This window comes from Algoriphagus faecimaris (assembly GCF_900101705.1).
Taxonomy (GTDB): Bacteria; Bacteroidota; Bacteroidia; order Cytophagales; family Cyclobacteriaceae; genus Algoriphagus; species Algoriphagus faecimaris.
Genome location: NZ_FNAC01000002.1, coordinates 124,958 through 150,000 on the forward strand (window position 1 = coordinate 124,958; position 25,043 = coordinate 150,000).

At 41.3% G+C, this 25,043-nt stretch carries 24 protein-coding genes and 2 tRNA genes; 12 read left to right on the forward strand and 14 right to left on the reverse strand.

Features of this window, described 5'->3' with window-relative positions; genetic code table 11:
• Nucleotides 1-17: 17 nt before the first annotated feature.
• Nucleotides 18-998, reverse strand: coding sequence for a ribonucleoside-diphosphate reductase small subunit (locus BLQ57_RS01670; RefSeq protein ID WP_087937737.1), 981 nt, complete (start codon nt 996-998; stop codon nt 18-20).
• Between the two features lie 702 nt (nt 999-1,700).
• Here BLQ57_RS01670 and rplU point away from each other — a divergent pair.
• From rplU to BLQ57_RS01690, 3 genes are all read left to right on the forward strand, one after another.
• The gene (gene rplU / locus BLQ57_RS01680) at nt 1,701-2,012 is read left to right on the forward strand and encodes a 50S ribosomal protein L21 (RefSeq protein WP_087937739.1); all 312 of its coding nucleotides are present in this window, start codon (nt 1,701-1,703) and stop codon (nt 2,010-2,012) included.
• A 33-nt stretch (nt 2,013-2,045) separates the two neighbouring features.
• On the forward strand, nt 2,046-2,306 hold the full coding sequence (rpmA, locus tag BLQ57_RS01685; protein WP_087937740.1) for a 50S ribosomal protein L27: 261 nt from the start codon (nt 2,046-2,048) through the stop codon (nt 2,304-2,306).
• A 148-nt stretch (nt 2,307-2,454) separates the two neighbouring features.
• Nucleotides 2,455-5,520 carry a WD40/YVTN/BNR-like repeat-containing protein gene (locus BLQ57_RS01690; protein ID WP_087937741.1) on the forward strand — a complete coding sequence of 1,022 codons (3,066 nt, stop codon included), beginning with the start codon at nt 2,455-2,457 and terminating at the stop codon, nt 5,518-5,520.
• Nucleotides 5,521-5,566: 46 nt separating this feature from the next.
• Here BLQ57_RS01690 and BLQ57_RS01695 read toward each other — a convergent pair whose 3' ends face one another.
• Nucleotides 5,567-6,739 (reverse strand): baeRF7 domain-containing protein, encoded by a 1,173-nt coding sequence (locus tag BLQ57_RS01695; RefSeq protein ID WP_087937742.1) that lies wholly within the window; start codon nt 6,737-6,739, stop codon nt 5,567-5,569.
• Between the two features lie 98 nt (nt 6,740-6,837).
• Here BLQ57_RS01695 and BLQ57_RS01700 point away from each other — a divergent pair, with 98 nt between their 5' ends.
• Complete coding sequence (locus BLQ57_RS01700; protein WP_087937743.1) at nt 6,838-7,146, forward strand: HPF/RaiA family ribosome-associated protein; 309 nt, start codon at nt 6,838-6,840, stop codon at nt 7,144-7,146.
• 78 nt (nt 7,147-7,224) lie between these two features.
• Here the strand turns inward: BLQ57_RS01700 and BLQ57_RS01705 are convergent, their stop codons facing one another.
• From BLQ57_RS01705 to lipB, 6 genes are read right to left on the reverse strand one after another with little or no spacing between them, the layout of a single operon-like run.
• The gene (locus BLQ57_RS01705) at nt 7,225-7,854 is read right to left on the reverse strand and encodes a rhomboid family intramembrane serine protease (protein ID WP_087937744.1); all 630 of its coding nucleotides are present in this window, start codon (nt 7,852-7,854) and stop codon (nt 7,225-7,227) included.
• A 3-nt stretch (nt 7,855-7,857) separates the two neighbouring features.
• The gene (locus BLQ57_RS01710; protein WP_087937745.1) at nt 7,858-8,844 is read right to left on the reverse strand and encodes a polyprenyl synthetase family protein; all 987 of its coding nucleotides are present in this window, start codon (nt 8,842-8,844) and stop codon (nt 7,858-7,860) included.
• The gene (rnr, locus tag BLQ57_RS01715) at nt 8,807-11,005 is read right to left on the reverse strand and encodes a ribonuclease R (RefSeq protein WP_087937746.1); all 2,199 of its coding nucleotides are present in this window, start codon (nt 11,003-11,005) and stop codon (nt 8,807-8,809) included. Before rnr ends, BLQ57_RS01710 begins: the two co-directional genes overlap by 38 nt.
• Nucleotides 11,006-11,056: 51 nt before the next feature.
• Nucleotides 11,057-11,809, reverse strand: a complete 753-nt coding sequence (locus tag BLQ57_RS01720; RefSeq protein WP_087937747.1) for a 3'-5' exonuclease — start codon at nt 11,807-11,809, stop codon at nt 11,057-11,059.
• Between the two features lie 6 nt (nt 11,810-11,815).
• Nucleotides 11,816-12,217 (reverse strand): hypothetical protein, encoded by a 402-nt coding sequence (locus BLQ57_RS01725; RefSeq protein ID WP_087937748.1) that lies wholly within the window; start codon nt 12,215-12,217, stop codon nt 11,816-11,818.
• A 3-nt stretch (nt 12,218-12,220) separates the two neighbouring features.
• Complete coding sequence (gene lipB / locus BLQ57_RS01730) at nt 12,221-12,955, reverse strand: lipoyl(octanoyl) transferase LipB (protein ID WP_087937834.1); 735 nt, start codon at nt 12,953-12,955, stop codon at nt 12,221-12,223.
• 84 nt (nt 12,956-13,039) lie between these two features.
• Here lipB and BLQ57_RS01735 point away from each other — a divergent pair, with 84 nt between their 5' ends.
• A complete protein-coding gene (locus BLQ57_RS01735) occupies nt 13,040-13,396 on the forward strand; it encodes a YraN family protein (protein WP_087937749.1) in 357 nt (118 codons plus the stop codon).
• On the opposite strand, the gene BLQ57_RS01740 is transcribed toward BLQ57_RS01735, so the two are convergent.
• A complete protein-coding gene (locus tag BLQ57_RS01740; RefSeq protein ID WP_087937750.1) occupies nt 13,390-14,259 on the reverse strand; it encodes a toxin-antitoxin system YwqK family antitoxin in 870 nt (289 codons plus the stop codon). The two genes, BLQ57_RS01735 and BLQ57_RS01740, sit on opposite strands and share 7 nt — an antisense overlap.
• 133 nt (nt 14,260-14,392) lie before the next feature.
• On the opposite strand from BLQ57_RS01740, the gene BLQ57_RS01745 reads away from it, so the two are divergent.
• Nucleotides 14,393-15,595, forward strand: coding sequence for a pyridoxal phosphate-dependent aminotransferase (locus BLQ57_RS01745; RefSeq protein ID WP_087937751.1), 1,203 nt, complete (start codon nt 14,393-14,395; stop codon nt 15,593-15,595).
• Between the two features lie 79 nt (nt 15,596-15,674).
• Nucleotides 15,675-16,385 carry a glycosyltransferase gene (locus tag BLQ57_RS01750; RefSeq protein ID WP_087937752.1) on the forward strand — a complete coding sequence of 237 codons (711 nt, stop codon included), beginning with the start codon at nt 15,675-15,677 and terminating at the stop codon, nt 16,383-16,385.
• On the opposite strand, the gene BLQ57_RS01755 is transcribed toward BLQ57_RS01750, so the two are convergent.
• Both BLQ57_RS01755 and BLQ57_RS01760 read right to left on the reverse strand, forming a co-directional pair.
• Nucleotides 16,382-17,128, reverse strand: a complete 747-nt coding sequence (locus BLQ57_RS01755) for an FkbM family methyltransferase (protein WP_240507729.1) — start codon at nt 17,126-17,128, stop codon at nt 16,382-16,384. The two genes, BLQ57_RS01750 and BLQ57_RS01755, sit on opposite strands and share 4 nt — an antisense overlap.
• A 128-nt stretch (nt 17,129-17,256) precedes the next feature.
• Entirely contained in the window at nt 17,257-18,045 is a 789-nt protein-coding gene (locus BLQ57_RS01760; RefSeq protein WP_087937754.1) for a glycosyltransferase family 2 protein, read from the reverse strand.
• Nucleotides 18,046-18,385: 340 nt separating this feature from the next.
• On the opposite strand from BLQ57_RS01760, the gene BLQ57_RS01765 reads away from it, so the two are divergent.
• Nucleotides 18,386-19,390, forward strand: coding sequence for a DUF4421 domain-containing protein (locus tag BLQ57_RS01765; protein ID WP_087937755.1), 1,005 nt, complete (start codon nt 18,386-18,388; stop codon nt 19,388-19,390).
• A 363-nt stretch (nt 19,391-19,753) separates the two neighbouring features.
• A complete protein-coding gene (amaB, locus tag BLQ57_RS01770; RefSeq protein WP_087937756.1) occupies nt 19,754-21,298 on the forward strand; it encodes an L-piperidine-6-carboxylate dehydrogenase in 1,545 nt (514 codons plus the stop codon).
• Between the two features lie 55 nt (nt 21,299-21,353).
• Here amaB and BLQ57_RS01775 read toward each other — a convergent pair whose 3' ends face one another.
• A complete protein-coding gene (locus BLQ57_RS01775; RefSeq protein WP_087937757.1) occupies nt 21,354-21,914 on the reverse strand; it encodes a type 1 glutamine amidotransferase domain-containing protein in 561 nt (186 codons plus the stop codon).
• 14 nt (nt 21,915-21,928) lie between these two features.
• Nucleotides 21,929-22,177 carry a Rho termination factor N-terminal domain-containing protein gene (locus tag BLQ57_RS01780; protein ID WP_087937758.1) on the reverse strand — a complete coding sequence of 83 codons (249 nt, stop codon included), beginning with the start codon at nt 22,175-22,177 and terminating at the stop codon, nt 21,929-21,931.
• A gap of 245 nt (nt 22,178-22,422) precedes the next feature.
• On the opposite strand from BLQ57_RS01780, the gene BLQ57_RS01785 reads away from it, so the two are divergent.
• The 3 genes from BLQ57_RS01785 (at nt 22,423) to BLQ57_RS21640 (ending at nt 22,856) form a co-directional block, all read left to right on the forward strand.
• Nucleotides 22,423-22,497, forward strand: a tRNA-Val gene (locus BLQ57_RS01785).
• Nucleotides 22,498-22,517: 20 nt separating this feature from the next.
• Nucleotides 22,518-22,595 (forward strand) — tRNA-Val (locus BLQ57_RS01790).
• Between the two features lie 93 nt (nt 22,596-22,688).
• Entirely contained in the window at nt 22,689-22,856 is a 168-nt protein-coding gene (locus BLQ57_RS21640) for a GIY-YIG nuclease family protein (RefSeq protein ID WP_338063644.1), read from the forward strand.
• A gap of 283 nt (nt 22,857-23,139) precedes the next feature.
• Here the strand turns inward: BLQ57_RS21640 and BLQ57_RS01795 are convergent, their stop codons facing one another.
• Nucleotides 23,140-24,966 carry a TonB-dependent receptor plug domain-containing protein gene (locus BLQ57_RS01795; protein WP_087937759.1) on the reverse strand — a complete coding sequence of 609 codons (1,827 nt, stop codon included), beginning with the start codon at nt 24,964-24,966 and terminating at the stop codon, nt 23,140-23,142.
• Nucleotides 24,967-25,043: the final 77 nt, after the last annotated feature.

Here is a 25,043-nt window from a genome sequence, read left to right on the forward strand (position 1 = left end):
GTTGTTTGGATTAATTATTAAAAGTCCTCTCCCAAAGAGAAGCGCTGAGAATCTGTAGCTGGTTCTGTGGATTTCATGACACCTGCTTTTTGGTAATCACCTACTCGCTTTTCGAAGAAGTTGGTTTTTCCCTGTAGAGAAATCATGTCCATGAAATCAAAAGGATTGGTGCTGTTCCATACTTTTTCGCAATCAAGCTCTACTAGCAATCGATCCGCTACAAACTCGATGTATTGACACATCAAGTCTGCATTCATTCCGATTAGTCTTACAGGTAGAGCGTCGGTTACGAATTCTTTTTCGATTTCTACTGCATCTTTGATGATGGCAGTTACCGTTTCCTTTGGAAGTGGGTTGACTACGTGCTTGGTGTAGAGGTGGCAGGCAAAATCACAGTGAAGTCCTTCGTCACGAGAGATCAACTCATTGGAGAAGGTCAAGCCTGGCATCAAGCCTCTTTTCTTCAACCAGAAAATAGAACAGAAAGAACCGGAGAAGAAAATCCCTTCTACAGCTGCAAAAGCAATCAAACGCTCTTGGAAGTTGCCGTTGTCAATCCAACGAAGCGCCCAATCGGCTTTTTTCTTCACACAGTCAATGTGTTCGATAGCATTTAGTAATTTGTCTCGCTCAACTGCGTCTTTGATATAAGTGTCTATTAGAAGGCTATAGGTTTCAGAGTGGATGTTTTCCATCGCAATTTGAAATCCATAGAAAAACTTTGCTTCTGTATATTGTACCTCAGACACAAAATGCTCGGCAAGATTTTCATTGACGATTCCATCGCTCGCTGCAAAAAAGGCAAGTACATGGGAGATAAAATGCCTTTCCCCATCATTCAAATTTTTCCAATCGCGCATATCCTGACCAAGGTCAATCTCCTCTGCAGTCCAAAAACTCGCCTCTGCCTTTTTGTAGTATTGCCAGATGTCATTGTGTTGGATTGGGAATAAAACAAAGCGATTATTGTTCTCTACTAAAATCGGTTCTTCTTGCATCGTTCTCTTTGGTTTATTATTTGTCTTTTTTAATGGTTTTGTTTTCAGGCATCTATCTTCAATTGCACTGGCTGGGGATACAAAAGGCTGCCTTATTTAGAACAGCCTCTGAACAAATATGTGAACCAAAATCCAGAAAAAAAACCGTGGGAGGTCAATAAATCAATAGTTTTTGAATGATATTCAAAATTACATAAGTATCTTTAATTCAATTTATTAAACTATTTTTATTAAATAAAAGAATTAGCTGAAACAGGCGTTTTAGGCAGGTTAAACTTTTTTTAGAAAATTTTAAAAATCTTTTTTTACTACAATTCAACCATTTTTTTGAACAACAGTCAAAAATAACCACCTTCACAGGAAGTAAATAAACTGCTGAAAATCAGTAATGAAAAGCAAAAGGCCTAAGGTTATTTCCTGAAATCAGCTTGATAGAATCATGAATTTTATCGAATACCTTATGTCCAGAAAATTGCTGTAAATTTGCTTTTACTTTTTTAGCCAAAAGCTAAATTAGAAAGGAAATCACTGGTTTCAGCATAAGGGATCGGAAGTATTTGAATTAAAATCATTCTTAGAAAGATTAAAAGCTTGATTAAGTCATGGTTATGGAATAGATAAATTTCGAGCCCTGTTTTTTTCTTCTGAATCTCTTCCTTATATTTGCACTCCGATTTTGAATAAGAATCTATAAATAAACACATGTACGCAATTGTAAACATCGCTGGAAAGCAGTTCAAAGTAACAAAAGATCAGTTTGTCTATGCTCCTAAGCTTGACGCAGAAACTGGCGCTTCCGTGGAATTTGACCAAGTACTATTAGCCGAGGCTGATGGGAATGTGTCTGTAGGTGCACCTGTGCTAGAAGGTGCAAAGGTATCTGGCAAAGTGCTGGATCATGTAAGAGGTGACAAAGTAATTGTCTTCAAAAAGAAGCGAAGAAAAGGCTACAAGAAGAAAAACGGTCACCGACAGGATTTTACCAAAGTATTGATCGAAAATATTTCACTTTAAGTTTTCATTAGAAAACCATAAACGAATTTAACCATGGCACACAAAAAAGGTGTAGGTAGCTCCAAAAACGGTAGAGAATCACATTCCAAAAGATTGGGCGTGAAAAAATTTGGTGGCGAGCAAGTGATCGCTGGCAATATCATTGTAAGACAAAGAGGCACTAAGCATCATCCTGGCAACAATGTAGGTGTGGGTAAAGATCACACTTTGTTTGCCTTGTCTGATGGAGTAGTGACTTTCAAAAAGAGATTTGACGGTAAGTCATACGTGAGTGTTTTGCCAGCTGAGGCATAACATTTAAAATTTATATTTAAAACCTCGTTCTAGGACGAGGTTTTTTTTTGGCCAAAAAATAAATTTAACCACTAATCATATTTTTTGTAATATATGGCTTGACAAGTGCTAATTTTTTATCTTCAAGCAACCACCAAATTAAAATTATATGAATAAGAAAATTACGATAGGCTTATTGGGTTTGATACTGTGCCTCTTATGGCAACCTCAGACTTCTCTGGCCCAAAATGTACCCGATCCTGAAGTTTATAAAGCCTTGGAGTGGCGACTAGTTGGGCCATTCCGTGGAGGAAGAGCCGATGGAGTTACTGGAGTGACAGGATCAGATCACTCCTATTATTTTGCATCCACTGGTGGAGGTGTATGGAAAACCGTAGATTCAGGTCAGACTTGGAAGTCTGTATCTGACGGTTTTTTTGGAGGATCTATAGGCGCAGTAGCAGTTTCTGAAAGTGATACCTCGGTTGTTTATGCTGGAGGTGGGGAAAAGACCGTAAGGGGAAATGTTTCCTTTGGCTATGGAATCTGGAGATCGGGTGATGCAGGTAAAACTTGGGAGAGAGCTGGCTTAGATAAAAGTAGGTTTGTATCTCGTCTTCGCATCCACCCCGAAGATCCCAATACTGTTTACGCTGCTGTTCTTGGGGATATTTTCAAGGCTGATCAAACTAGAGGAGTTTATAAGACTACTGATGGTGGCAAAAATTGGGAACAAGTACTTTTTGCTGATGATCAATCAGGAGCAGTGGACTTGATTTTGGATCCAAAAAATCCGGATGTACTTTACGCGACTACTTGGGAGCTGAAGCGGACCCCATATTCATTGGAAAGTGGTGGCCCCGGTTCCAAAATGTATAAATCTACTGACGGTGGAGCTAACTGGGAAGATCTGACTCAGAAGAAGGGCTTCCCGGAGGGCACTCTTGGCATCATGGGTGTAACTGTTTCGCCGGTCAATTCAGATCGTTTGTATGCCATTATTGAAAATGAAAATGGCGGGGTGTTTACCTCCATAGATGGCGGTGAAACCTGGGAGAAAACCAATGAGGACCGCAGTCTTCGGCAGCGTGCCTGGTACTATACCCGAATCTATGCGGATACTCAAGATGAGGAGACGGTCTACGTGCTCAATGTGAGTTATCACAAGTCTACTGATGGGGGTAAGACTTTCAAAGGAGCTAATGCACCCCATGGAGATCACCATGACTTGTGGATAGATCCTCAGAATAATCAACGAATGATTATTGCCGATGATGGTGGCGCTCAGGTTTCCGAAGACGGTGGGAAAAATTGGTCATCCATGATGAATCAACCTACGGCACAGTTTTACAGAGTGACAACGGATAATTCTTTCCCTTATCGAATCTACGGAGCACAACAGGATAATTCAACGATGAGAATCCGCCACCGAACTGACGGAAGAGGAGGAATCAGCGAGAACGATTGGGAACCTACAGCTGGAGGCGAAAGTGGCTGGATAGCACCCGACCCCACAGATAATGATATCGTCTACGGTGGATCTTACGGTGGATACCTAACCCGTGTAGATCATAGAAATGGAATTACCCGCTCTGTCAATGTGTGGCCTAATAACCCAATGGGGCATGGTGCAGAGGATATGAAATACCGTTTTCAGTGGAATTTTCCGATTTTCTTTTCGCCGCATAATCCAAAAATGCTTTATGCGACTTCCAATCAGTTTCATAGATCAACCAATGAAGGTCAGAGTTGGGAAGTCTTTTCTCCAGATTTGACTAGAAATGACAAGAGTAAACTCGGACCATCAGGGGGACCGATTACAAAAGACAATACCTCAGTAGAATATTATGCTACGATTTTCACTGCTGCCGAATCACCAATGAAAGCGGGAGTGATATGGGCTGGTTCGGATGATGGCTTGGTCCATGTGACTGTGGATAATGGAATCAACTGGCTCAATGTCACTCCAGTGGACATGCCTGAGTGGTTACAAATTAATAGTATTGAGGCCAGTCCATTTGATCCGGCTGAGGCTTATTTTGCTGCCACCGGCTATAAGAGCGGTAATTACGAACCCTATCTTTATAAGACCAAGGATTATGGTAAAACCTGGACCAAGATAACTAGTGGAATTGATTCGGAGCACTTCACTAGAGTGGTAAGGGCTGATCCAGTAAAGCGGGGAATGCTTTATGCAGGGACAGAGACGGGAATGTATTACTCAAAAGATGATGGAGCTTCTTGGCATTCGCTTCAAATGAATCTGCCGATTGTGCCGATCACCGATTTAACGATTAAGGAGAATAACCTGATAGTAGCGACTCAGGGGCGATCATTTTGGATTATTGATGACTTGACTGTTCTTCATCAGGCAGAACCAGGAATCGAGCAAAAGGCACTTCACCTCTTCAAGCCGCAGGATTCCTATCGAATTGACGGAACGAGGAGGAAATCTTTAACTCAAGGAACAAATCGTCCAGGGGGTGTATTGGTCTACTATTTTATGAAAGAAGAACCGAAAGAGGAGTTGAAAATTGAATTTTTGGATAATGATGATCGGATTCTCCGAACGTTCTCTACTGCGGGATACAATGGGGATACGCTGAAAGTGAAGGAAGGAAGCAATGAGTTTAACTGGAACTTGAGAGTAGAAGATGCTGAAGGCTTTGATGGGTTAATCATGTGGGCGGCTAATCTACGTGGCCCAAAGGTTGTACCCGGGACTTACAAGGTAAGGATGACACTTGATGGGGAGACTCAGGTTCAAGACTTCAAGGTTTTGGCTGACCCTAGATATCCTTCGACTCAAGCCGACTTGGAGGAGCAATTTGAATTTCTGATGAATGTCAATCGTAAACTCACTGAGACGCATCAAACGATTAAGTTGATTCGTCAGTATCGAGCAGAACTGGATAGCTTAGGAAAGCAAACTAAGGCTATTGAGCGTGTGCAGGCTGAGATGAAATCCATAGAGGAAACACTCTATCAGACCAAAAACAGAAGTGGTCAGGATCCGCTTAACTTCCCGATTCGACTCAATAATAAATTGGCGCACCTAAACTCTGTCGTAGGAAATGGAGACTTTAAACCTACAGATCAGGCGGAGGGTGTAAGGACTGAATTGACTGAGCTCATCGACGTACAGCTGGCCAAATTCAAAAAGCTGGAGCAGGAGGAAGTATCCAAATTGCTCAATATTGAAGAGCTTAAAACCAAGCTGGATCTCAAAAAATAAATGCAATCTAAAAGCCCCAAAAACAAATTGTTCTTGGGGCTTTTTTTTAGCTCAAAGGGTATCTTAGAATTCCTTTTAGTGATTGGTTTTTTGGTAGATCTTCTGGAGAGACTAGGTAGACTTTCCCTCCTGTCTCTATGACTTTGGAGGCTGCCGAGTCGATTAGGCAATGCATACCTTTTTTAGGCTGATCGGAGAGTTCTACTTGAAAATCCTGAGCGGAAAATTTACCCCAGATATGATCATGATTTGGATCTACAAAAAGGGTCTCTACTCCTCCGATGAGTGCCATTTTAATTAGCGCTACAGGATCGTTTTCGATGGTAAGTCCAGTCGCTTTTTTATTTTCAAATTCTTCGGTACGCCTTTGTTGCTCTTTGCTGAAAAATTCACCCGCCAGACTCCATGCTTTCTGATGAATGTCCAGCTGATCTTTGTTGGAAAATGCTCCACTGACATGACCATCTTGTAAATTCCCGTATTTACTAGCTTGTCTATATAAAGGTATGAGGTAGTCGACTCCTGCTAAAAATAGAGGTAGTGGATTCTCCTTCAGCTTCGGTTCTAACATAGAGGACATTCGATGGAAGTAATTTAATATTTTGACTTTTTTGTCTTCGTCAGACCCTCCATCATGACCGTGAAACATAGCTCCAGCATTTCCCACGCCGCCTTGACCGTGGAGTTGAGCTTGATTTTCGGCTAAATTTTCTTCTGTGGTAAAGGAGAGTGCTACTTCTTCAGGGTCCAAAATTATTTCTTGGATGACATCCCTTGTGGCTTCATAGAGATGAATTTTGTCCAAATTAAGTAGTAATACATAAAAGTGGCCGTTCCCATTGATCGCAGGGATAAGTGGAAAGGTCATGGCTCTCTGACCAATAAAATGGAAGGACTTTTCAATGTGAATAGGCAGTTTGGCGACGTCGGCCTGTCCATTATGTAGATAGATTGCCAGTAAATCCGAATTGTTTTGCCAAAATTTAAATTCATTGATAAGGTTTTCGGCAGGAATTAGAAACTTATCAATACTTTGGCTTTCCATATTCCAATCGTTCTGAAGTGCCTTTTTGATTTCTTTTATCTGGTTTTTGAACTCTAAGATATCTTCCTTGTAGGCATCAGTGCTTTTACGTGAAGTGGGGAGAAAAATGGAAACGACTGGGTCTGATTCGATTTTAGAATGATCTAAATAATCTTGTTTATTGAAAATCTTCATAATATTTAGAGTTATAGTTAATTTTTATTTGCTTATTATAGCTATATAAAGTAAAGAAAAAGAACTATAAAACCAAATAATTTAATAAATAAATAGTTATGAATTACACTGAGAATTATCGCGGAATCAAAATCGATGTCCAATCGGTAAATTTGGATTTGAATCCATCCATTCAGGAAGAAATCAGAGCATCAATAGATAAATTGATCAAATTTGGAGCAGATATCAATGCTGTAGATCTTTATTTTAAGTCTGAAGGTCATGGAAGCACAGCGGTGTGCACTTTAGGAATGAGGGTGGGTATTCCTGGTCCGGATGTGTTTTCCGAAGAAAAAGGAGATAATTGGGTTCAGCTTTTGAAATCAGTTACTGATAAAAATATCCGACAGGTTCAGAAGAATAAATAAGCATGACTCATCGTCAATTTCACCGTCTTTTCTACGCTTCTAGGAAGATTACTAAATTAATTGGATAAAGTTCTGAGGTTAGAAGAGGCGGTAACTTTTTATTTGATCGATAAAATACAAGCCACTGTCAGGGGAAATGATTAAAATAAATACAATTCCAAAAAGGGCCCCGAAAAGGTGCGCGTCATGATTGATTCCATCATTGTCTTTTTTGCCTTTGGTATACGAGTAAATCAGGAAGATCGCCCCTAAGATAAAACCAGGCAAACAAATAATTCCAAAAAGGCAGATATCAGCCAAGGGCATGATGATAATGCTGGAGAAAACAGTAGCTGCAGTGCCGCCTGATGCCCCAAGCGCACGATAGTAGCTATTATCTTTATTCTTTAGATAGGTAGGAATATCGGCCACGACTATTCCCAAAAGGTAAAAAAGGATAAATACTACCCCACCAGTAAGAGGGCCGTATTTAAATGCCAAAAATCGCTCAACTACACCTCCAAAAAAATAAAAGGTGAACATATTGAACAACAAATGCATGTAATCCTTGTGTATCAATCCCGAGAGAAAGAAGCGATCCCATTGGTTTTTGTTTTTGATTTTATAAGGAATAAACATCCACCGCTCAATAAAACGGTGATTATTGAAGCCGATCATGCTTGTGATAACTGTAAGTAAAATCACGAGCAAAGTAAGTGATAGGGTCATGGATTATTTTTCTCGATGAATGAGCCCTTGAGTAAGTTCAAGGAGGGTCTCATGAAATACCGGATTTTGATAATTGATGGATTCAAACAGATCGAATCCCTTACTGAAATAGTGATCCATTTTTTCTTCTGTAAGTTGTCGGATTCCAAGTTTTTCATACAAAGCTTTTACCGCATCGACCTTTTCAGTTTTATCAAACTCCTTGATCGAAAGCCAATACATTAGTTCTTTTAAATCCTCTCCCTTGGCTATTTCTAGTGCTTTGATCAGCAGAAAGGTTTTTTTATTGGAAATGATATCTCCACCTACCTGCTTGCCAAATTTTGCTTGATCGGCAAAAATATCGAGTAAATCGTCTTTCAGCTGAAATCCGATACCGATATTTACCCCGAATTCATAGAGATTTTCGAGATCTGATTTGGAAGCTCCTGCTAAAAGCGCACCTAATTCTAATGCATGCCCTAATAGCACAGCAGTTTTAAGACGAATCATAGACAGGTATTCTTCCTCATGTACTTCATCACGAGTTTCAAAATTCATGTCTAATTGCTGTCCTTCACAGACTTCTGCAGCGGTCTTATTAAAGCGCTGAATTACTTCAGGGAGGTATTGATGATCAGATTTTAGCAATAGATCGTAAGCCCTAATCAGCATAACATCCCCTGACAAAATGGCTACATTCGAATTCCATTTTTCATGCACGGTGGCTTTGCCTCTACGTAAGGGGGCTTCATCCATGATGTCGTCATGCATCAAGGTAAAGTTGTGAAAAACCTCAATGGCAGCAGCCGGACCTAGAATTTTTTCAGGGTCATCTTGGTAGAGCCCATAGGAAAGTAAGGCCAACAGTGGGCGAATACGCTTTCCACCAAGGCTAAGAATGTATCTGATGGGTTGATAAAGTTCTTTTGGGGAGTCTCCAAAATTCTCTTCCGCGAGGAAGTTTTCTAGGTTACTTAGAAGCTCGTGAGTGGGACTTTTTTTCGTCATTATTTGCAAATTCCAAATCGATTGTTCTTCGGTCAATATCGGTATTAACTACCCGGACCATCACTTTGTCACCCAAAGTGATCATTTTTTTTGATCGGGATCCGATCAAGCGCATATTTTTCTCATCAAAATCATAGTAATCATCCGTCATATCTTGGACTCGGATCATCCCTTCGCACTTGGTTTCGGTGATCTCGACAAATACACCCCATTCGGTAATTCCTGACACGATTCCCTCGTAATCCTTATCCTCAGCCAAGGACATGAATTCCACCTGCTTGTATTTGATAGAAGCTCTTTCAGCATCAGATGCTCGCTTTTCTCGTTCAGAAGAGTGAACACACTTCTGCTCCCAAGATTCTGGATCGGGAGATTTCCCTCCTCCCAGATAATGCTCGAGTAATCGATGCACCATCATATCAGGATATCTTCTGATCGGTGAGGTAAAGTGTGTGTAATGGGCAAAAGCTAATCCAAAATGCCCCTTGGGTTCGGTGGTGTACTTTGCCTTTGCCATACTGCGGATGGCTAATTGCTCGAGCACATTTTGCTCGGGTTTTCCCTGGATTTCATCCATGAGTTTGTTGAGACCGGCAGAAATCTTCGTTTCACCGATTTCTACTTGATGACCAAATCGCTTCGCAAAATTAGAGAAGGTTTCGAGTTTTTCGGGGTCGGGAGAGTCGTGGGTCCTATACACAAAAGTGTCTGCTCCACTTCGCTTTTTGAAAATAAATTCGGCCACATATTTATTAGCCAAGAGCATAAACTCCTCAATCATTTTATGGATATCTTTCCGCTCTTTGACCATGAGGCCTAAAGGAGTTCCTTTTTCATCCAGTTTAAATTTAACTTCTACGGTCTCAAAATTAACAGCTCCGTGGTCAAAGCGTTTTTTCCTTACTTTTTTTGCTAAATCGTTCAGCGTGGTAAGCTCCTCAAAAAAGTCTCCGGATTGCTTGTCAATGTTTTCTTGAGCCTCTTCATAGGCAAATCTTCGATCGGAATGAATGATCGTTCTCCCTATCCAATGATTATGAATTTTGGCCTGATCGTCGATTTCAAAAACGCAGGCGAAGGTCAACTTGTCCTCATTGGGACGAAGGGAGCAAAGTCCATTACTCAATCGCTCCGGAAGCATAGGGATCGTTCGGTCTACCAAATAGACGGACGTCGCTCGTTCGAATGCTTCTTTTTCAAGAGCTGTTTTTGGTTTGACATAATGGGTCACATCAGCGATATGCACACCCACTTCTAAATTGCCATTTTCTAGTTTCCTGTAGGAAATGGCATCATCAAAGTCCTTGGCATCTGCAGGATCGATGGTGAATGTGGTGATATCTCGAAAATCCTTGCGAGCTTGGATTTCTTTATTGGAGATTTCTTCAGGTATGGCATTCGCCTCTTGATCGGGTTGCTCAGGGTACTCGAAAGGCAACCCAAATTCAGCCATAATTGAGTGGATTTCTACTTCATGGACTCCTGCTTTACCCAATACTCTAATGACTTTTCCCGTTGGGTTTTTATCTCCCTCTCTCCATTCAGTGAGTTTGACGATGACTTTTTCATTATGCTCAGCATTCATCAGGTCCCCTCGGTGTACAAAGATATCTTTGTGCATTTTTTTGAAATCAGGGACCACAAAAGCAAATCTCGGAGAGATCTCTACTCTACCTACAAACTCATCTCGTACTCGCTCGATTATTTCAAGTACCTTCCCCTCCACTCTTCCAGTCTTTCCCTTCATCGGGTAGATCATGATCCTTACGCGATCACCGTCTAGAGCCTGCTTTAGGTCGGCTTCTTTGACCAAAATATCTCCATCGGAAACACTGGGATCATCAGGGATGACATACCCAAAGCGCGGGTTAACATTATCAACAGTGCCTGTGATAAATCCAGGCTCTTGATTGGATGAAAAATAATTTCTAGGAGTTTTGGAAACCGAACCGTTATCCACCAGTTTTTGCAAAACAGGCTCCACTCCTCCTTTGGTAAGAGCGTCTCTGATTTCGAGTTTCTTGATGATTTGTTTGGCATTGAATTCCTGCCCGTAATTATTGTCTAAAAATTGAAGGATTCGACGCGCCAAAGAAGCAGCGTCGGTTTTTTTTCCGGATTTTTGAGTATTCGAGTGTTTTCGATTGGATTTTCTTCCCATAGTTTGGGTGATTGGTTTGGTTAAGGTAAAAAGATTCTATTCCAGTACCCTCTATTTTTTATGTTCTTTTTTTAATTCTTCGGAATGGGTCACCTCGATCTCCATTTCGTCAAGTTGTGGGTGCATAGCTAGATATACTCTGGCGGTCACTTCTACATCTCTGGAGCAATACTTTTTGATTTTGTCGAGGTCATTTTCTAGATGAAAAGTTGCATTTACTTCACTGCCGTCTAAGTCGTCTTTAGAGGAGGGGATTCCAAAAACAGAGGCTAACAGTTCTAGTCGGGTGTAATGTTTGTAATCCCCAAATTTCCAGAGCTCCATGGTGTCCAGGTGTCTGATTTCCCATGGTTTTTTCCCGGCCATCTGTAGTGGTTCAGGAAGCGGAACACCCTGGATCAGCATTCTGCGACAGAGGTAGGGAAAATCGAATTCTTTGCCATTATGAGCGCAAAGAACCCACTTCTTTTTCTCTAACAAGTCAGAAAAGGCTACAAGAAGTTCCCTTTCTTCAGGATCCGAAAATACTTTAGATCGAAAAATTAGCTTCTTCTCCTTTTTTTTCCATTGAAAATACCCAACTCCTACACAGACGACTTGACCAAATTCGGCATGAATCCCAGCTCGGTCAAAATATAATGAGCCAGGTTCAATTTTACCCTCTGTATTTGTTTTGATCAAGCGTTCTTTTTTGATCCATTCTTCCCTTAGCCGCTCGTCAAGCTCATCAAACTTAGCTGTCAGCGAGGCTGTCTCTATATCCAAAAAAAGGATGTCACCCAAATGCTCAAAAAAATCATTCATGGTTCTTTAACTATGTAAAACCCCTTCGAGTCCTATTTCTGGGATATGCCGCTGCAGTGAGGGGTCAAAACTGCCAGGAGTAAAGATAAACTTTTTGTCAAAAATCTGATCCATAATGTAATAACTTACCCAGAACTCATTATTCAAAACAAAAACAGCAGGGTCTATGGGCTCTACTTTAGCTACGCACTGGGGTCCAAGTTCTTCTATCATGTGACGGAGTGTAGAGGTCTTGCGAGTTTCGCCATCGATCTCTCCGTACCCTTTGGAGGTGATCATCACGGTGCTCAGTTCAATTAAATTGAGGTTGATGATGTATACCGCCCATTCTTCTCCCGAAGCCGTGATCTCTTTAGCTATTGCCATTTTGACTCCTGTAACAGGAGAAAAATCAATGTCTTTTTTCATGCTTTACTTGGTTTGAGCAGTTTCTACATATTCCATCTCAAAGAGCGCTCCGATATGCTTTTTTAATTTAGCTTTCGCTTCGCTTTCATCCACAGGGTGTCCTAGTTCGAGATGTAAGGAAGTGACGGCTTTGTCATCTATACCACAGGGGATGATATGGCTAAAGTAGCTCAGGTCAGCGTTTAAGTTAAAAGCAAAGCCATGCATGGTGACCCATCTACTGGACTTGACTCCCATAGCGCAGATTTTTCGAGGATTTTTTTGAGCCAAGTGATCCAGCCAAACTCCGGTGAGGCCCTCGATCCGCCCTGCTTCTACACCATACTCAGCCAGTGTCAGAATGATGGATTCTTCAAGTAAGCGGAGGTATTTATGGATATCGGTGAAGAAATTATCCAGGTCCAAAATCGGGTAACCTACCAGCTGCCCGGGACCGTGATAGGTAATGTCACCCCCGCGATTGATTTTGTAGTAAGTCGCTTGATGATTTTTCAGCCCATTTTCATCTAAAAGGAGATTCTCCTCTTTTCCACTCTTGCCGAGTGTATAGACATGGGGATGTTCTACAAACAAGAGGTAGTTGGGCGTACTGCTCTGTTCCTCAGTTGGACGTTTTCGATTTTCGATTTTGAGATTGACTGTTTCGGCAAAAATTTTCTCCTGATAGTCCCAGGCTTCTTGGTAATCCATCCGTCCCAAATCTCGGAATTCTACTTTTTTATTGATAATTTCATTCATCTGCAGCTCATCAGGTGATTTGAGTTCAACTCCTGATTCGTTGAATTCGTTCTTCGATTTTTCAAAATTAAACATAATTCCAAGATGGCAGCACATAATGAATCCGGTAAAAAAGCCGAAGAAATGGCGGCCGAATGGCTTCAGGGAAAGGGTTACGAATTAATCGAGACTAACTATCGGTACAAACATGCCGAAATTGACCTCATTATGAAATATCGAGGTTTATTGATTTTTGTGGAGGTAAAATACCGTTCGGGGACAGGATTCGGATATGCTGAGGAGTTTGTAGACTACACCAAGAAAAAACTCTTGGTAAAGGCGGCAGATGCCTACATTCATGAGTCAGATTGGCACAAAGATATTCGGTTCGATATTGTGGGTGTTTACAAGGATCGATCTGGGGCGATCAATTTCAGGCATTTTGAAGATGCTTTTTATTGATTTAATGCTCTGGGATTGCGATAGATCAAATTCCCCTCATCGTCCCACTCTGCTCTGATATAGGGTTTAAACTCATCCATAAAGGGTTCTTCCTGGTATTGAATTTCTCTTTTGCGGACGGCTTTTGTGTTGTTGGTGTCCCAATATTCCGTCCAGAGGCCTACCTTTTGACCATATCGGTATTCCCCCGTGACTGCGATCTGTCTATCCTCATAGAAATGGTAAAAGTTGCCCTCTTCCAGCCCGTATTGAATAGGGATAATCTTTTCGACTGTTTTTGACGATTGATTGTAGTAGCTAATCCGGGATTCTCTTGGCCAGCCCTCTTCGTAGTGATTTTTGTCCTGAAGGATATTTCTGGCATCAAATAGCATCCATGTACTGTGCTTGGTGCCGTAGTAGAACATCCCGCTCTCCACGACTACTTCATTGACTTGACGCTCATAGGGTCCGTGTAGAAGATAGCCTGCGCCGGGAGTAAAGCCGGAGGATCGGATACTTTTCTCTTTGGTGTCGTACCAGTAGACATCTCGAATGTAAGGGTCAGGCTGCCTGCTGGCATCAGTATAGTTGAAGATGTGAAAAATCTCCTGCCCTCTGATGTTTTCTCTGATAAAACCTTTTCGTGCTTTTACTCCAAACCAGATGTTTTTTCGTGATTTTTTCTTTTTTTCTTTCTTTTTCTCCTTTTCGGAGGCATCGTCAAATAGCAGCAAGGGCATAGTTGTGGGCAAAAGTCGACTTTCCACTACGCCAGAAGAATCCGGGTCTACTTTTTCTGTTTTGCTCTTCTCTTCTTTTTGAGCGAGGGTATAGCCCACAGAGGTCAGTAGTAAAATGAGGATTAGGTAAACACGTTTCATGTATGCAAAAAACGAAATTTAATGCTTAGTATTTTGTTCAAAAATAACATTTCATCATCAATTCTGCTGCTTTGTTTAGATTTTATAATCTTCTGCCTATTTTTGAGAAATTTGTAATAAAATCCCTAAAATAATGAATTCTATTCTATCAGATCGCATCTTGAATATGGAGGAATCAGCAACCTTGGCCATGGCAAAAAAGGCACGAGAGCTGAAATCTCAAGGAATTGACATCATCGGGCTAAGCCTGGGTGAGCCGGACTTCAAAACCCCCAAACACATTCAGGAAGCTGCCAAATCCGCGATAGACGAAGGGAAATATTTTTCTTATCCTCCCGTGGCAGGTTATCAAGATTTGAGAGAAGCCATCGCAAAAAAGCTCAGAGAAGAAAATAATATTTCTGAGGCGAAAGCAGAAAATATCGTAGTGTCTACGGGAGCCAAGCATTCTATAGCAAATACCTTTATGTGCCTTTTAAATGAGGGAGATGAGGTGGTAATTTTTTCTCCGTATTGGGTGAGCTATGCAGAAATCATCAAATTAGCCGGTGGAGTGCCCGTTTTGATCGAGGGAACTCTTGAAAACAATTTCAAAGCGACTGCAGAGCAATTGGAAGAAGCCCTGACCGATAAAACCAAGGCAGTGATCTATTCATCACCTTGTAATCCGACAGGCTCAGTTTTTAGTCAATCTGAGCTTGAAGCCATAGCAGAAGTGGTGAAAAAGAAAGAGGGATTGATGGTCATAGCTGATGAAATCTATGAATTGATCAATTTTACAGGTAAAAACTTTAGTATTGGCTCTTTACCGGGGATGTTTGAGCGTACGATCACAGTGAATGGCTTTTCTAAAGGCTATGCCATGACCGGTTGGAGAGTAGGGTACATATGTGCTCCGGTGGAAATCGCAAAAGCAGTAGAAAAAATTCAGGGACAGTTTACCTCAGGAGGAACGGGGATTGCTCAGCGTGCTGCTTTGGCAGCTATTTCCGGAGATCAAAATCCATCCAAAGAAATGGCAGAAGCTTACCTCAACCGAAGAAAGATTGTCTTGGACTTGCTTCAAGAGATCCCTGGTATCAAGACGCATATTCCGGAGGGAGCTTTTTACTTCTTCCCGGATGTGACGGCATTTTTCGGAAAATCTGCCCATGGCTACTCGATCAATAATGCGGATGATCTTTGTCTTTACCTGTTAGATGTAGCCAATATTTCATTAGTAACAGGCGCGGCTTTTGGTGCTGACAATTGTGTGAGACTTAGCTATGCCGCTTCTGAAGAGGATCTGAAAGAGGCCTTGAAGAGAATGAAAAAGGCACTCGGAGAGTTATCCTAAATTATACCAGCCCCGGCAATCGTCGGGGTTGTTTTTTTGCCAAAGTAGAATGGCTTACTTTTGAAGAAAATTTTAGAAAATGGCGAAAGTTCTGGTCATCACACCCGTCAAAAACTCCATCACCACCACCTTGGACACTGCCCGTGCAATTGCTCAGTCGGATGTCTCGGTAAAGCATGTGATTTTTAATGATTTCAGTACGGAGGATACCAAAATCGAACTGACACGAAATAAAGATAAGATTGGCTATGAGTTGATTCATCTGGAAGAATTGACCGATCACCCCTCTCCCAATTATAAACTTGTGCTTCAGATGGCACAAAAGATGGCCCTAGAATCAAAATTACCGCTATTGGTTATCGAATCTGATGTGGTGATCAAGCCCGATACTATCAGTCGATTACTAAACCACCAAAGCAAGCATACTCAGTCTGGACTCACAGGTTCGGTGACAGTAGATGAAGTAGGCGAGGTCAATTTTCCGTATCTCAAATTCAAAGGGAGGAAAGAGGAGGAAATCAAGACTAAAAGGAGCTTAAGTTTTTGCTGCACCTTATTTTCTTTGGATTTTCTCAAGTCATTCGACTTTACCGGTTTGGATGATGCCAAAGATTGGTACGATACCTTTATTTCCACTAAGTCTTGGGAGTATGGTTTTGAAAATTATGTATTGTTGAATGCACCAGTCTGGCATCGTCCGCATGCTAGCCGGCCTTGGAAACAGCTGAAATATAAAAATCCGCTTAAATATTATTTCCTGAAATTCTGGAAAGGCTTGGATAAAATCTAGGTTGTTTTTTTGAAAAAGCGCTCAAACTCCTGAGACGGATTAAGCATAGCCAAGGTGTCCCGACCGATGACTTTTAGACAGTACCCCTGTCCTCGAAGCATTTGATAGCAGGTCTCTAGTTCCTCAGGAGAATGGTTGACATTTTCAAAAATGATCGCTCCTGGCTTGGAAGTGGGAATGTCAAAAATAGCAATCACTTCCAAGTCAAAGCCCTCTGCGTCGATTTGTAAAAGGTCAATTTTTTGAATTCCATAGGTATCTCTCAGCGTTTTTGGGCTGAGAACATTTACCAGTTCATAGCTAATTCGTTCGGATGGATCTTCAGGGATTTGGATTCCAAATTTCTTACAGTTTTTTTCGACTATGCCATTTTCAAAAAGCTCTTCTATTTTTTCTTTTGAAAAGGAGGCCAAACCCGTCGCCCAACGCATATCACTAAATCCTATCTTGTAAAGCTTCTGTTTTCCGTCTTTTCTTCCGATGGCGGCACATACGGGATGAAGCCCCTCGTTTTTCTGATAGATTCGCTTCAGGAAGGTGTTAAAAACATAAGGTTGGGGCTCGAGCAGTACACCTTTCCAACGGTCTCTTTTGATAAATTTATGAATGGGGTCATTGGTGATACCATCATTGGCCCCTATTTGAATCACGGTGAATTCCCCCTTCTTTGATAGGGAATATTGGGATAAAAATTCAGAGAGACTTCCCTCTTTTGGTTTGTAGAGGTGGTTGTAGTAGGCCATGAAAAGAGGGTTTTCATTGGCACTGAGAGAGATTCTTAGGTTTTTATAAAAGTTTTTGAATTGGGATTTGAGTGTCATAGAGGGAGAGTGCTAAATAGAGAATTTTCCACGCTTGAATTGGTCTTAAATTATTCTAGGATTCCGAGTAATCGTAAAATTTTATTGTAAGGCCTCGACCAAGTCCGCTGATTTCTTAGGGGCCCATCGAGCTCTCGAAAGAAAAATTCAGCATGTTTTTGATTAAGGTAGGCGATTCGCTCTTTTTTCTTCTGCTTAGTTCCAGTTCGTTTACGCTTGCTATTAGGTGTCAATCGATAGTGAAAGCCGATAAATGGAAGCTGAACGACCTCTCCTCCATTTTTGAGCATTTTTATCCAAAATTCCCAGTCCTCTCTTCCCATCGTCATGTCCTCCGAATAGCCGCCGCAAGCTTCCCAATCAGACTTTCTAAAAAGTGCCGACACGAAAATCATATTGTCCTTTGCCAGGGCTTTTCGACTAAACGGCTTTAGGTTCCATGCTTTACTTCCTTCCTGATTAAATTTGATCCCCTGGGCATAGACTACTTTTACACTTGGACTCTCTTCCAAAACTTTTACTGCTTTTTCTATATAATCTACAGAAATCAAATCGTCCCCATCCAAAGGTAGAATGTACTCTCCTTTTGCTTCGCAAATGCCGTGATTACGGGCAGCGGCCACTCCCTGGTTTTTTTGATCAAGGAGGCGCAAATTACTATAGTTGGAAGCTAACCTCTGGGCAAGCTCCAAACTCCCGTCGGTGGACCCGTCGTTGACAATCAAAACCTCTAAGGGATGATGGGTCGAATTGAGAGCAGACTCGACGGTTTCTTCCAAATATTGGGCTTGGTTAAAGCAGGGGATTACAACAGAAACTAGTTTAGCTGTATTATTCATTCTATGCAAACTAAATGAAACTGACCTTTATAAAAAATTTTATTTCAAGAGTAAAGATTCAATTAGGGTGCTGATAGGAGGAGTACATCATGAGCAAAAGCCTCTTTTTTTAGCATAGGACTTCCAAATTATTGACTTCACTGTCAAAAAAATACAACAATTAATTTGGAAAATTAAATACTCTTCGTAATTTCATCTCGGTGATTAAACAACTTTTGTCAACTTCTTTTTAAAATTCAGGGATTAAAATCCCTCAATTTTCGAACTCAATAAGTTTTAGAAAGAAATCCGGGCTACGGTCCGGATTTTTTTATGTCAAAAAAATCCCTCATTTTCCTCTATGAGTTTTCCAGCCAAGTCAATCCTTTTACTCTTATTATTTTTTGGCTTCAGCTATGTTCCAAGTTTCGCCCAATACGATACTGCCTACATAGGAAAACCAGAAGACCAGTTGATCTTTCGAGTTTACTTATCAAGGAAGTTCACGGATTTTACCATTCGCGACCCGGAGTCTGAACTGCGATTTATGCCAAATTCTGGAAATAATTTAGGAATAGGGGCCACATTCAAAACCCTGACCCTAAACTTGGCTGTTCCCTTTGGGTTTTTAAATCCCAATCGAAGAAACGACTGGCCAAGTTATTTGGACCTTCAGGCTCATATTTACCCTGAAAAATGGATTATTGATTTGTTTGGGCAGTTTTATAATGGCTATTCCATTCAAAATTATTTTGGAGATGGGGAAGATTATGTGAGAAGAGATATGAAAATGAGGAAGATTGGGGCTAATGTGAATTACTTATTTAATGGAGAGCAGGTGTCATTTGCCGCAGCTATGCTTCAGAGTGAGGTTCAGAAGCGCTCTGCGATTTCTCCCATGCTGGGCTTTGAGCTTTATCGGGTTACAGTCAAAGCCGATTCGTTGATTTTCCCATCTGAGGTGGCTGTAGATACCAATTTCCAACGTGGAGATTTTATTCAATTTGGGCCCAATGCAGGGATGGTCGGGACCTTGGTTTTTGGAAAAGGATTTTTTGTGACGGCTGCGATGAGTGTAGATTTGGGTTTGGGTTATGGACGATTAGAAAAACAGCGGGAAAGCAGCGTATTGCAGTTTAATCCCACCTATTTTGCCCGTGGTTTTGCTGGGTATAACGGTCGGAGATTTTCCTTAAATTTCAATTATGTCTACAAGCGACTCCCTTTAGCTGGCAATAGTAACTTTGATCAGTCGGTCAACACAGGGAATTACCGAATAAACTTGGTGTATAAATTCAATTTAAAGGAGGAGGTAAGCAAAGCTTTATCTAGAATTAGCCCAAGCCGGATTTTAATAAAGGATTAAGTGCCTCTTTCCACTTTGTAAGCAGGAAAATATTCCTAGTTTTGAACAAAATAACATCTAGAAAACTAGATTCCATCCCGATTTTCGGGACAGGTAGTGACCATTTAAAAGCAATTATAAACACATGAAATCGAGCACGACGCAAGCGACACACACTGGGATGATTGTAAATTGTGCGAGATTCTCCCGAATCAAGTTCGGGACAGGCTATCCCGATACTCGGGACAGGTTATGACGTCTAAAAAACAAATTATAAACACATGAAATGGAGAGTTCTTACTGATAGTTACCCATTATATTTTCTTATAATCAAAGGGTTATCAGGTAAGAATTGAGTTATCTGAAATTTTAAATCACATATACATGAATGATCAATTTGGAATTCAGGAGTCTTTAAGAAGATTAGGCTTAGCGTCCGAAAATATCGGGACTTCTACAGGAATCAATTGGATTGATTCGAAAGAGAAATACATAGAGTCCATTTCTCCCGCAGATGGAGTATTGATAGGAAAGGTGCAGCTTACGAATGATGAGGCTTACGAAAAAGTAATCAGTACAGCTCAGATTGCCTTTGAAAAGTGGAGGATGGTACCAGCTCCACAGCGGGGAGAAATTGTCCGTGAAATCGGTAATGCACTTCGTGAAGTCAAAGCAGACTTGGGTAAGTTAGTTTCTTATGAGATGGGGAAATCCTATCAGGAAGGTTTGGGAGAGGTTCAGGAGATGATCGATATTTGTGATTTTGCTGTAGGGCTCTCGAGACAGCTATATGGCTTGACCATGCACTCTGAGCGACCAGGCCACCGCATGTATGAACAGTGGCATCCGTTGGGTATCGTGGGGATTATTTCTGCTTTTAACTTCCCGGTGGCAGTTTGGTCTTGGAATACTGCATTGGCTTGGGTTTGCGGGGATGTGACTGTTTGGAAGCCCTCAGAGAAGGCACCTTTGTCGGGTATTGCCTGCCAAAAAATCGTGGGAGAGATTTTTAGAAAGCACGGAATGCCTGAGGGGATCTCATCCCTTATTGTGGGAGATTATCGAGTGGGAGAGTTGCTCTCACATGATACTCGAATCCCCCTGGTTTCAGCTACTGGATCTACTCGTATGGGTAAATTAGTAGGTAAAGCAGTAGGTGAACGACTTGGAAGATCACTTTTGGAACTCGGTGGAAATAATGCGATCATTATTACCGAGCATGCCGATATGGATATAGCTATCCGAGGAGCGCTTTTTGGTGCTGTAGGTACTGCAGGCCAACGATGTACTAGTACCCGCCGCTTGATTATACAAGAGTCGGTTTTCGAAGAAGTAAAGAGCCGGTTAGCCTCCGCCTATGGAAAATTGACTATCGGAAATCCCTTAGATGAAAAGAACCATGTAGGACCTTTGATAGATCAGGATGCGGTCAAAATGTATGAAGAAGCCCTTAAAAAGGTTAAAGAAGAAGGCGGAAAAGCTGTAGTAGAAGGTGCGGTCTTATCTGGGGAAGGTTACGAGTCCGGTTGCTATGTGAGGCCCGCGATTTATGAAGCGGAAAATCATTATGAAATCGTACAGCATGAGACCTTCGCACCTATCCTGTATTTGATCAAATATAGAACCATCGCAGAGGCGATTGCGATTCAAAATGGAGTCCCTCAAGGGCTGTCCTCTGCTATTATGACTACTCACATGCGCGAGGCTGAAGCCTTTTTATCTGCTGCAGGATCTGATTGCGGTATTGCCAATGTCAATATCGGAACTTCGGGGGCCGAAATCGGCGGTGCATTTGGAGGTGAAAAAGAAACTGGTGGAGGACGTGAATCAGGTTCTGATGCATGGAAAGCCTACATGAGACGCCAAACCAATACCATCAATTATTCCACTGCCTTGCCTTTGGCCCAGGGGATCAAATTTGATATTTGAGTTAACAATAAAGAGGCTGCTAAATCAATTAGCAGCCTCTTTTTATATGAACAAATCAGATGGTTTTATTTCGGAGATGGACTCCTTCTCTAAATTCCTCAATCATCTTAGCATTGAATGCTTTTAAATCATCTGGATTTCTACTAGTAACCAATCCCTGGTCTGTTACCACTTCACGGTTTTCCCAGCGGACGCCTGCATTTTTCAAGTCGGTTTTTATACTGGAGAAGCTTGTCATTCTTCTTCCTTGTAGCGCGCCTGTCTCTACCAAGACTTGAGGGCCGTGGCAAATACTAGCGATAGGCTTACCAGATTCAAAAAACTGATTGATAAATTCCACCGCATCCGAATTTCTTCTAAGTTTATCGGGGTTGAGAACACCTCCGGGAATCATCAGTCCATCGTAATCTGCCGGGTCTACATCACTCAGTAATTTATCTACATTCAGTTCCATGTGCCAGTTTCCGTCTTTCCAACTTTTAATTTTGGACTGAGGAGAAATAACATCTACACGGAATCCAGCATCCTCTAATGCTTTCTTGGGACTTGTCAATTCTATTTCTTCAAATCCTGTTTCCGTCAATAATGCAATATTTTTATTTGTACTTTTCATCATTAGTTGGTTTAAAATTAATTTGATCTCAGAGCTTCTATTAGCTCATTTTTATTCATTTTACTTCTTCCCTCTACACCGACTTCCTTCGCCTTTTGATACAATTCATTTTTGGTTCTTTTTTCATAAGGTGTACTATCATAGTCCATATCCTTACTGCTTGTGTTTGCGATCCTAGCGGCTTTTTGCTTGCTCATTCCCTTATCACGAAGTGCGTCATATTGCTCTTCATTTTTAATTTGAGGGGTTGATCTTTGAGTAGGCATAATAAAAAGGTGTTAATGTGTTTTTTATTCGTTCAACTATATAATAAGGAAAAAAATTGAAAATCCCAAACTCTCCAGCCTTTGAATATTTAACTTAAGGACTGAGCATGTATTTACTTGGTTTTAAAAATATTTATTACTCATTCTCAATCGATTAAATATTTTAAGTTTTGAAACGTTTGGGTAATTCAAAATAGAAATTACCTTTGCATTCCCATTTGAAAGAAATGGGAACGCGAAAAAATGGGAGCTTAGCTCAGTTGGTTCAGAGCATCTGCCTTACAAGCAGAGGGTCGGGGGTTCGAATCCCTCAGCTCCCACATCTTATTTTACATATTCTGGAAGTTTAGCTCAGTTGGTTCAGAGCATCTGCCTTACAAGCAGAGGGTCGGGGGTTCGAATCCCTCAACTTCCACCACAGCCTCAGCGAGACCTGAGGCTTTTTAGTTATCTAACTTGCTATTTTTACATTCCTCGGAGCTGGATAAGTTTTACTTGGGTCATAGCTGTGATGATCTGGAGGACAGGATTGGTAGGTATCTTTCTTCACATAAAGATCACTTCCCGGGCAAAGGATTGGCGTTTGGTTTATTCCGAGGTCTACTCCAATAAGAGTGAGGCCTATGCAAGGGAGCGTTTAGTCAAATCGTGGAAAAGTAAAAAAAAATCCAGGAGCTGATTGGAGGTTTCTATCGTCCTGAAAATAGTTGACACTCTTAATTTTCGAATATAGTTACAGTTTTACTTTCTGAACTGTTTATTCTAATTTACAATACCACGGTGAAGCGGAGACAAGCTCTGCTGAGGAGCATCCCGATGCAATCGGGAGGGTCGGGGGTTCGAATTCCTCAACTTCCACCACAGCCTCAGCGAGACCTGAGGCTTTTTAGTTTTGATAAAAAATCCCCCAACGAGTATTTTGCTTTTTGGGGGATTTTGAAACTTTAAGGCCATTTGTGTACCTAGTCGAGGTTTAGCATGAAGCCCATTCTAAACCATCTTCCAGGCATTTGAACCGTGCCAGCTTCAATGTAATCGGTATTGCTGATGTTGGAGGCTTCTGCAAAAACGCCTACTTTACCACTTCGATTATAATCTAGGCGTGAGTCGAGAAGGAGGTAGGGATCTAGACTGAAGCGTTCGACGTAGCGCATTTTCAGATTCCACTCCAGTTTTGGTCCTATCCCTACTAGAAAGCCGCCTATCAACTGATGCCTCAAAGCGGCTAAAGCATAGCGTGTCTCAAAACCCGGTCTTTCTACCAAGTTGGCGTCAATAAAATTATAAGAAACCATCATTTCTTTTAACTTAATAGAAGCTATACCAGAGTTGACCCGATAGGTTATGGCAGCTTCCAATCCATTGAATTTTACTTCATTGAAATTTTGGGGTTGCCAAGGATTGTTTGCATCGGTTCTTGTCCACTCTATCAGGTTATCTGTATTTCGGTGAAAGTAAACCAACTCAGCGAAAAAGCCATTTTTCAACCATTTTGCTCCGATTTCGAAATTTTGTGCCTGCTCAGGGGCCAATTCGGAATTTCCGATATTGGTAGGTCCTACATAAAATAAATCAGTGTAAGTAGGGATTCGAAAACTTTTGCCATAGCCTGTGTAAAGGCGAAGTGCTTCAGTCGCTTGGTAGCCTATCTCAGCTCCCGGAAAGTGTTTCCACCCAAATTCATTAAAATAATTGCTGTAAACTCCAGCCCGCAGGTCAGCTTTTTCACCTATGTTTACCAGCTGTTCCAAAAAGACTCCCGCCAAAGTACGGTCATGATTACCGAGGTTGTTGCTTTCGATCACCTCTTTCCGGTATTCCAGTCCAAAGCCAGTACTTCCAATTTTGCTTTCATACACAGCATTCAATTCAACGGCGTAGGTATTAGAAGTATGGAAATTTTGAAAAAACTCAGGCTCATTTCTTCTCAAGCGATACTCGTCTTCATTTTTTCTCCAATAAGCCCGAGTATTAATGTTCCACTGTGTACCGGAATAGGTATGACTTAAAGCTCCTAAACTGGTCTGAAGGCTTTCCCACTGATCAGGAAAAGTACTGGTGTAAAACCCATTTGCTCCAAAACTTCTTTCAGTGTATGCTGCCATTCCTCTTAATGAATGGAATTCATTAAGCTTAAGTCCGCCTTCGTAAAAAAGATTACTGACTTGATAATCTGAATTGTACCAATGTCCCGCCGATTCGTCGAAAGAAACGGATAGGTTTTGCCGGTAGTTGTCAATCGGGAGAGAACCGGTAAAGGCAATTCCCCTCATCGCAAAATCTCCTCCGTAACCTTGAAGACGGAGATTTCTTGTTGGGGAAAGTTCTGTGATAATATTCACTGCTCCGGCATAGGCATTTTGCCCAAATATTCTCGATCCAGGGCCTTTTAAAACTTCCACTCTATCTATATTGAGCATGGGAACAGGGATATTCATCATGTGATGTCCTGTTTGAGGATCAGTGAGTTTAATCCCATTGAGGAGCATGAGGGTTTGGTTAAAAGATCCGCCTCGGATACCAATGTCAGCCTGTACACCCGTGACTCCACGCTGACGTACATCTACTCCTGGCACAAATGCCAAAACTTCCTGTAAGCTGCGGGCAGGAGTAGTTTCTAGTTGGGGTTTGGTGATTACAGAAATATTTCTGCTTTGTTTGGAAAAAGGGATTTGGATTCTGTTTTCTTGAATGATCACTTCTTGTAAATTCAATGAGGTACTGTCTGTTTGTCCAGCTAGTCCATTGCATAATCCTCCAAGAAGAAAAACAAGTAGAACTTTTTTCATAAGGGTAAATAGCGTAATAGTTTGGGCAAAGTTGAGCCCAAAATCTTCTAAATCCTAGATTGAGGCTTTTCTAAAAA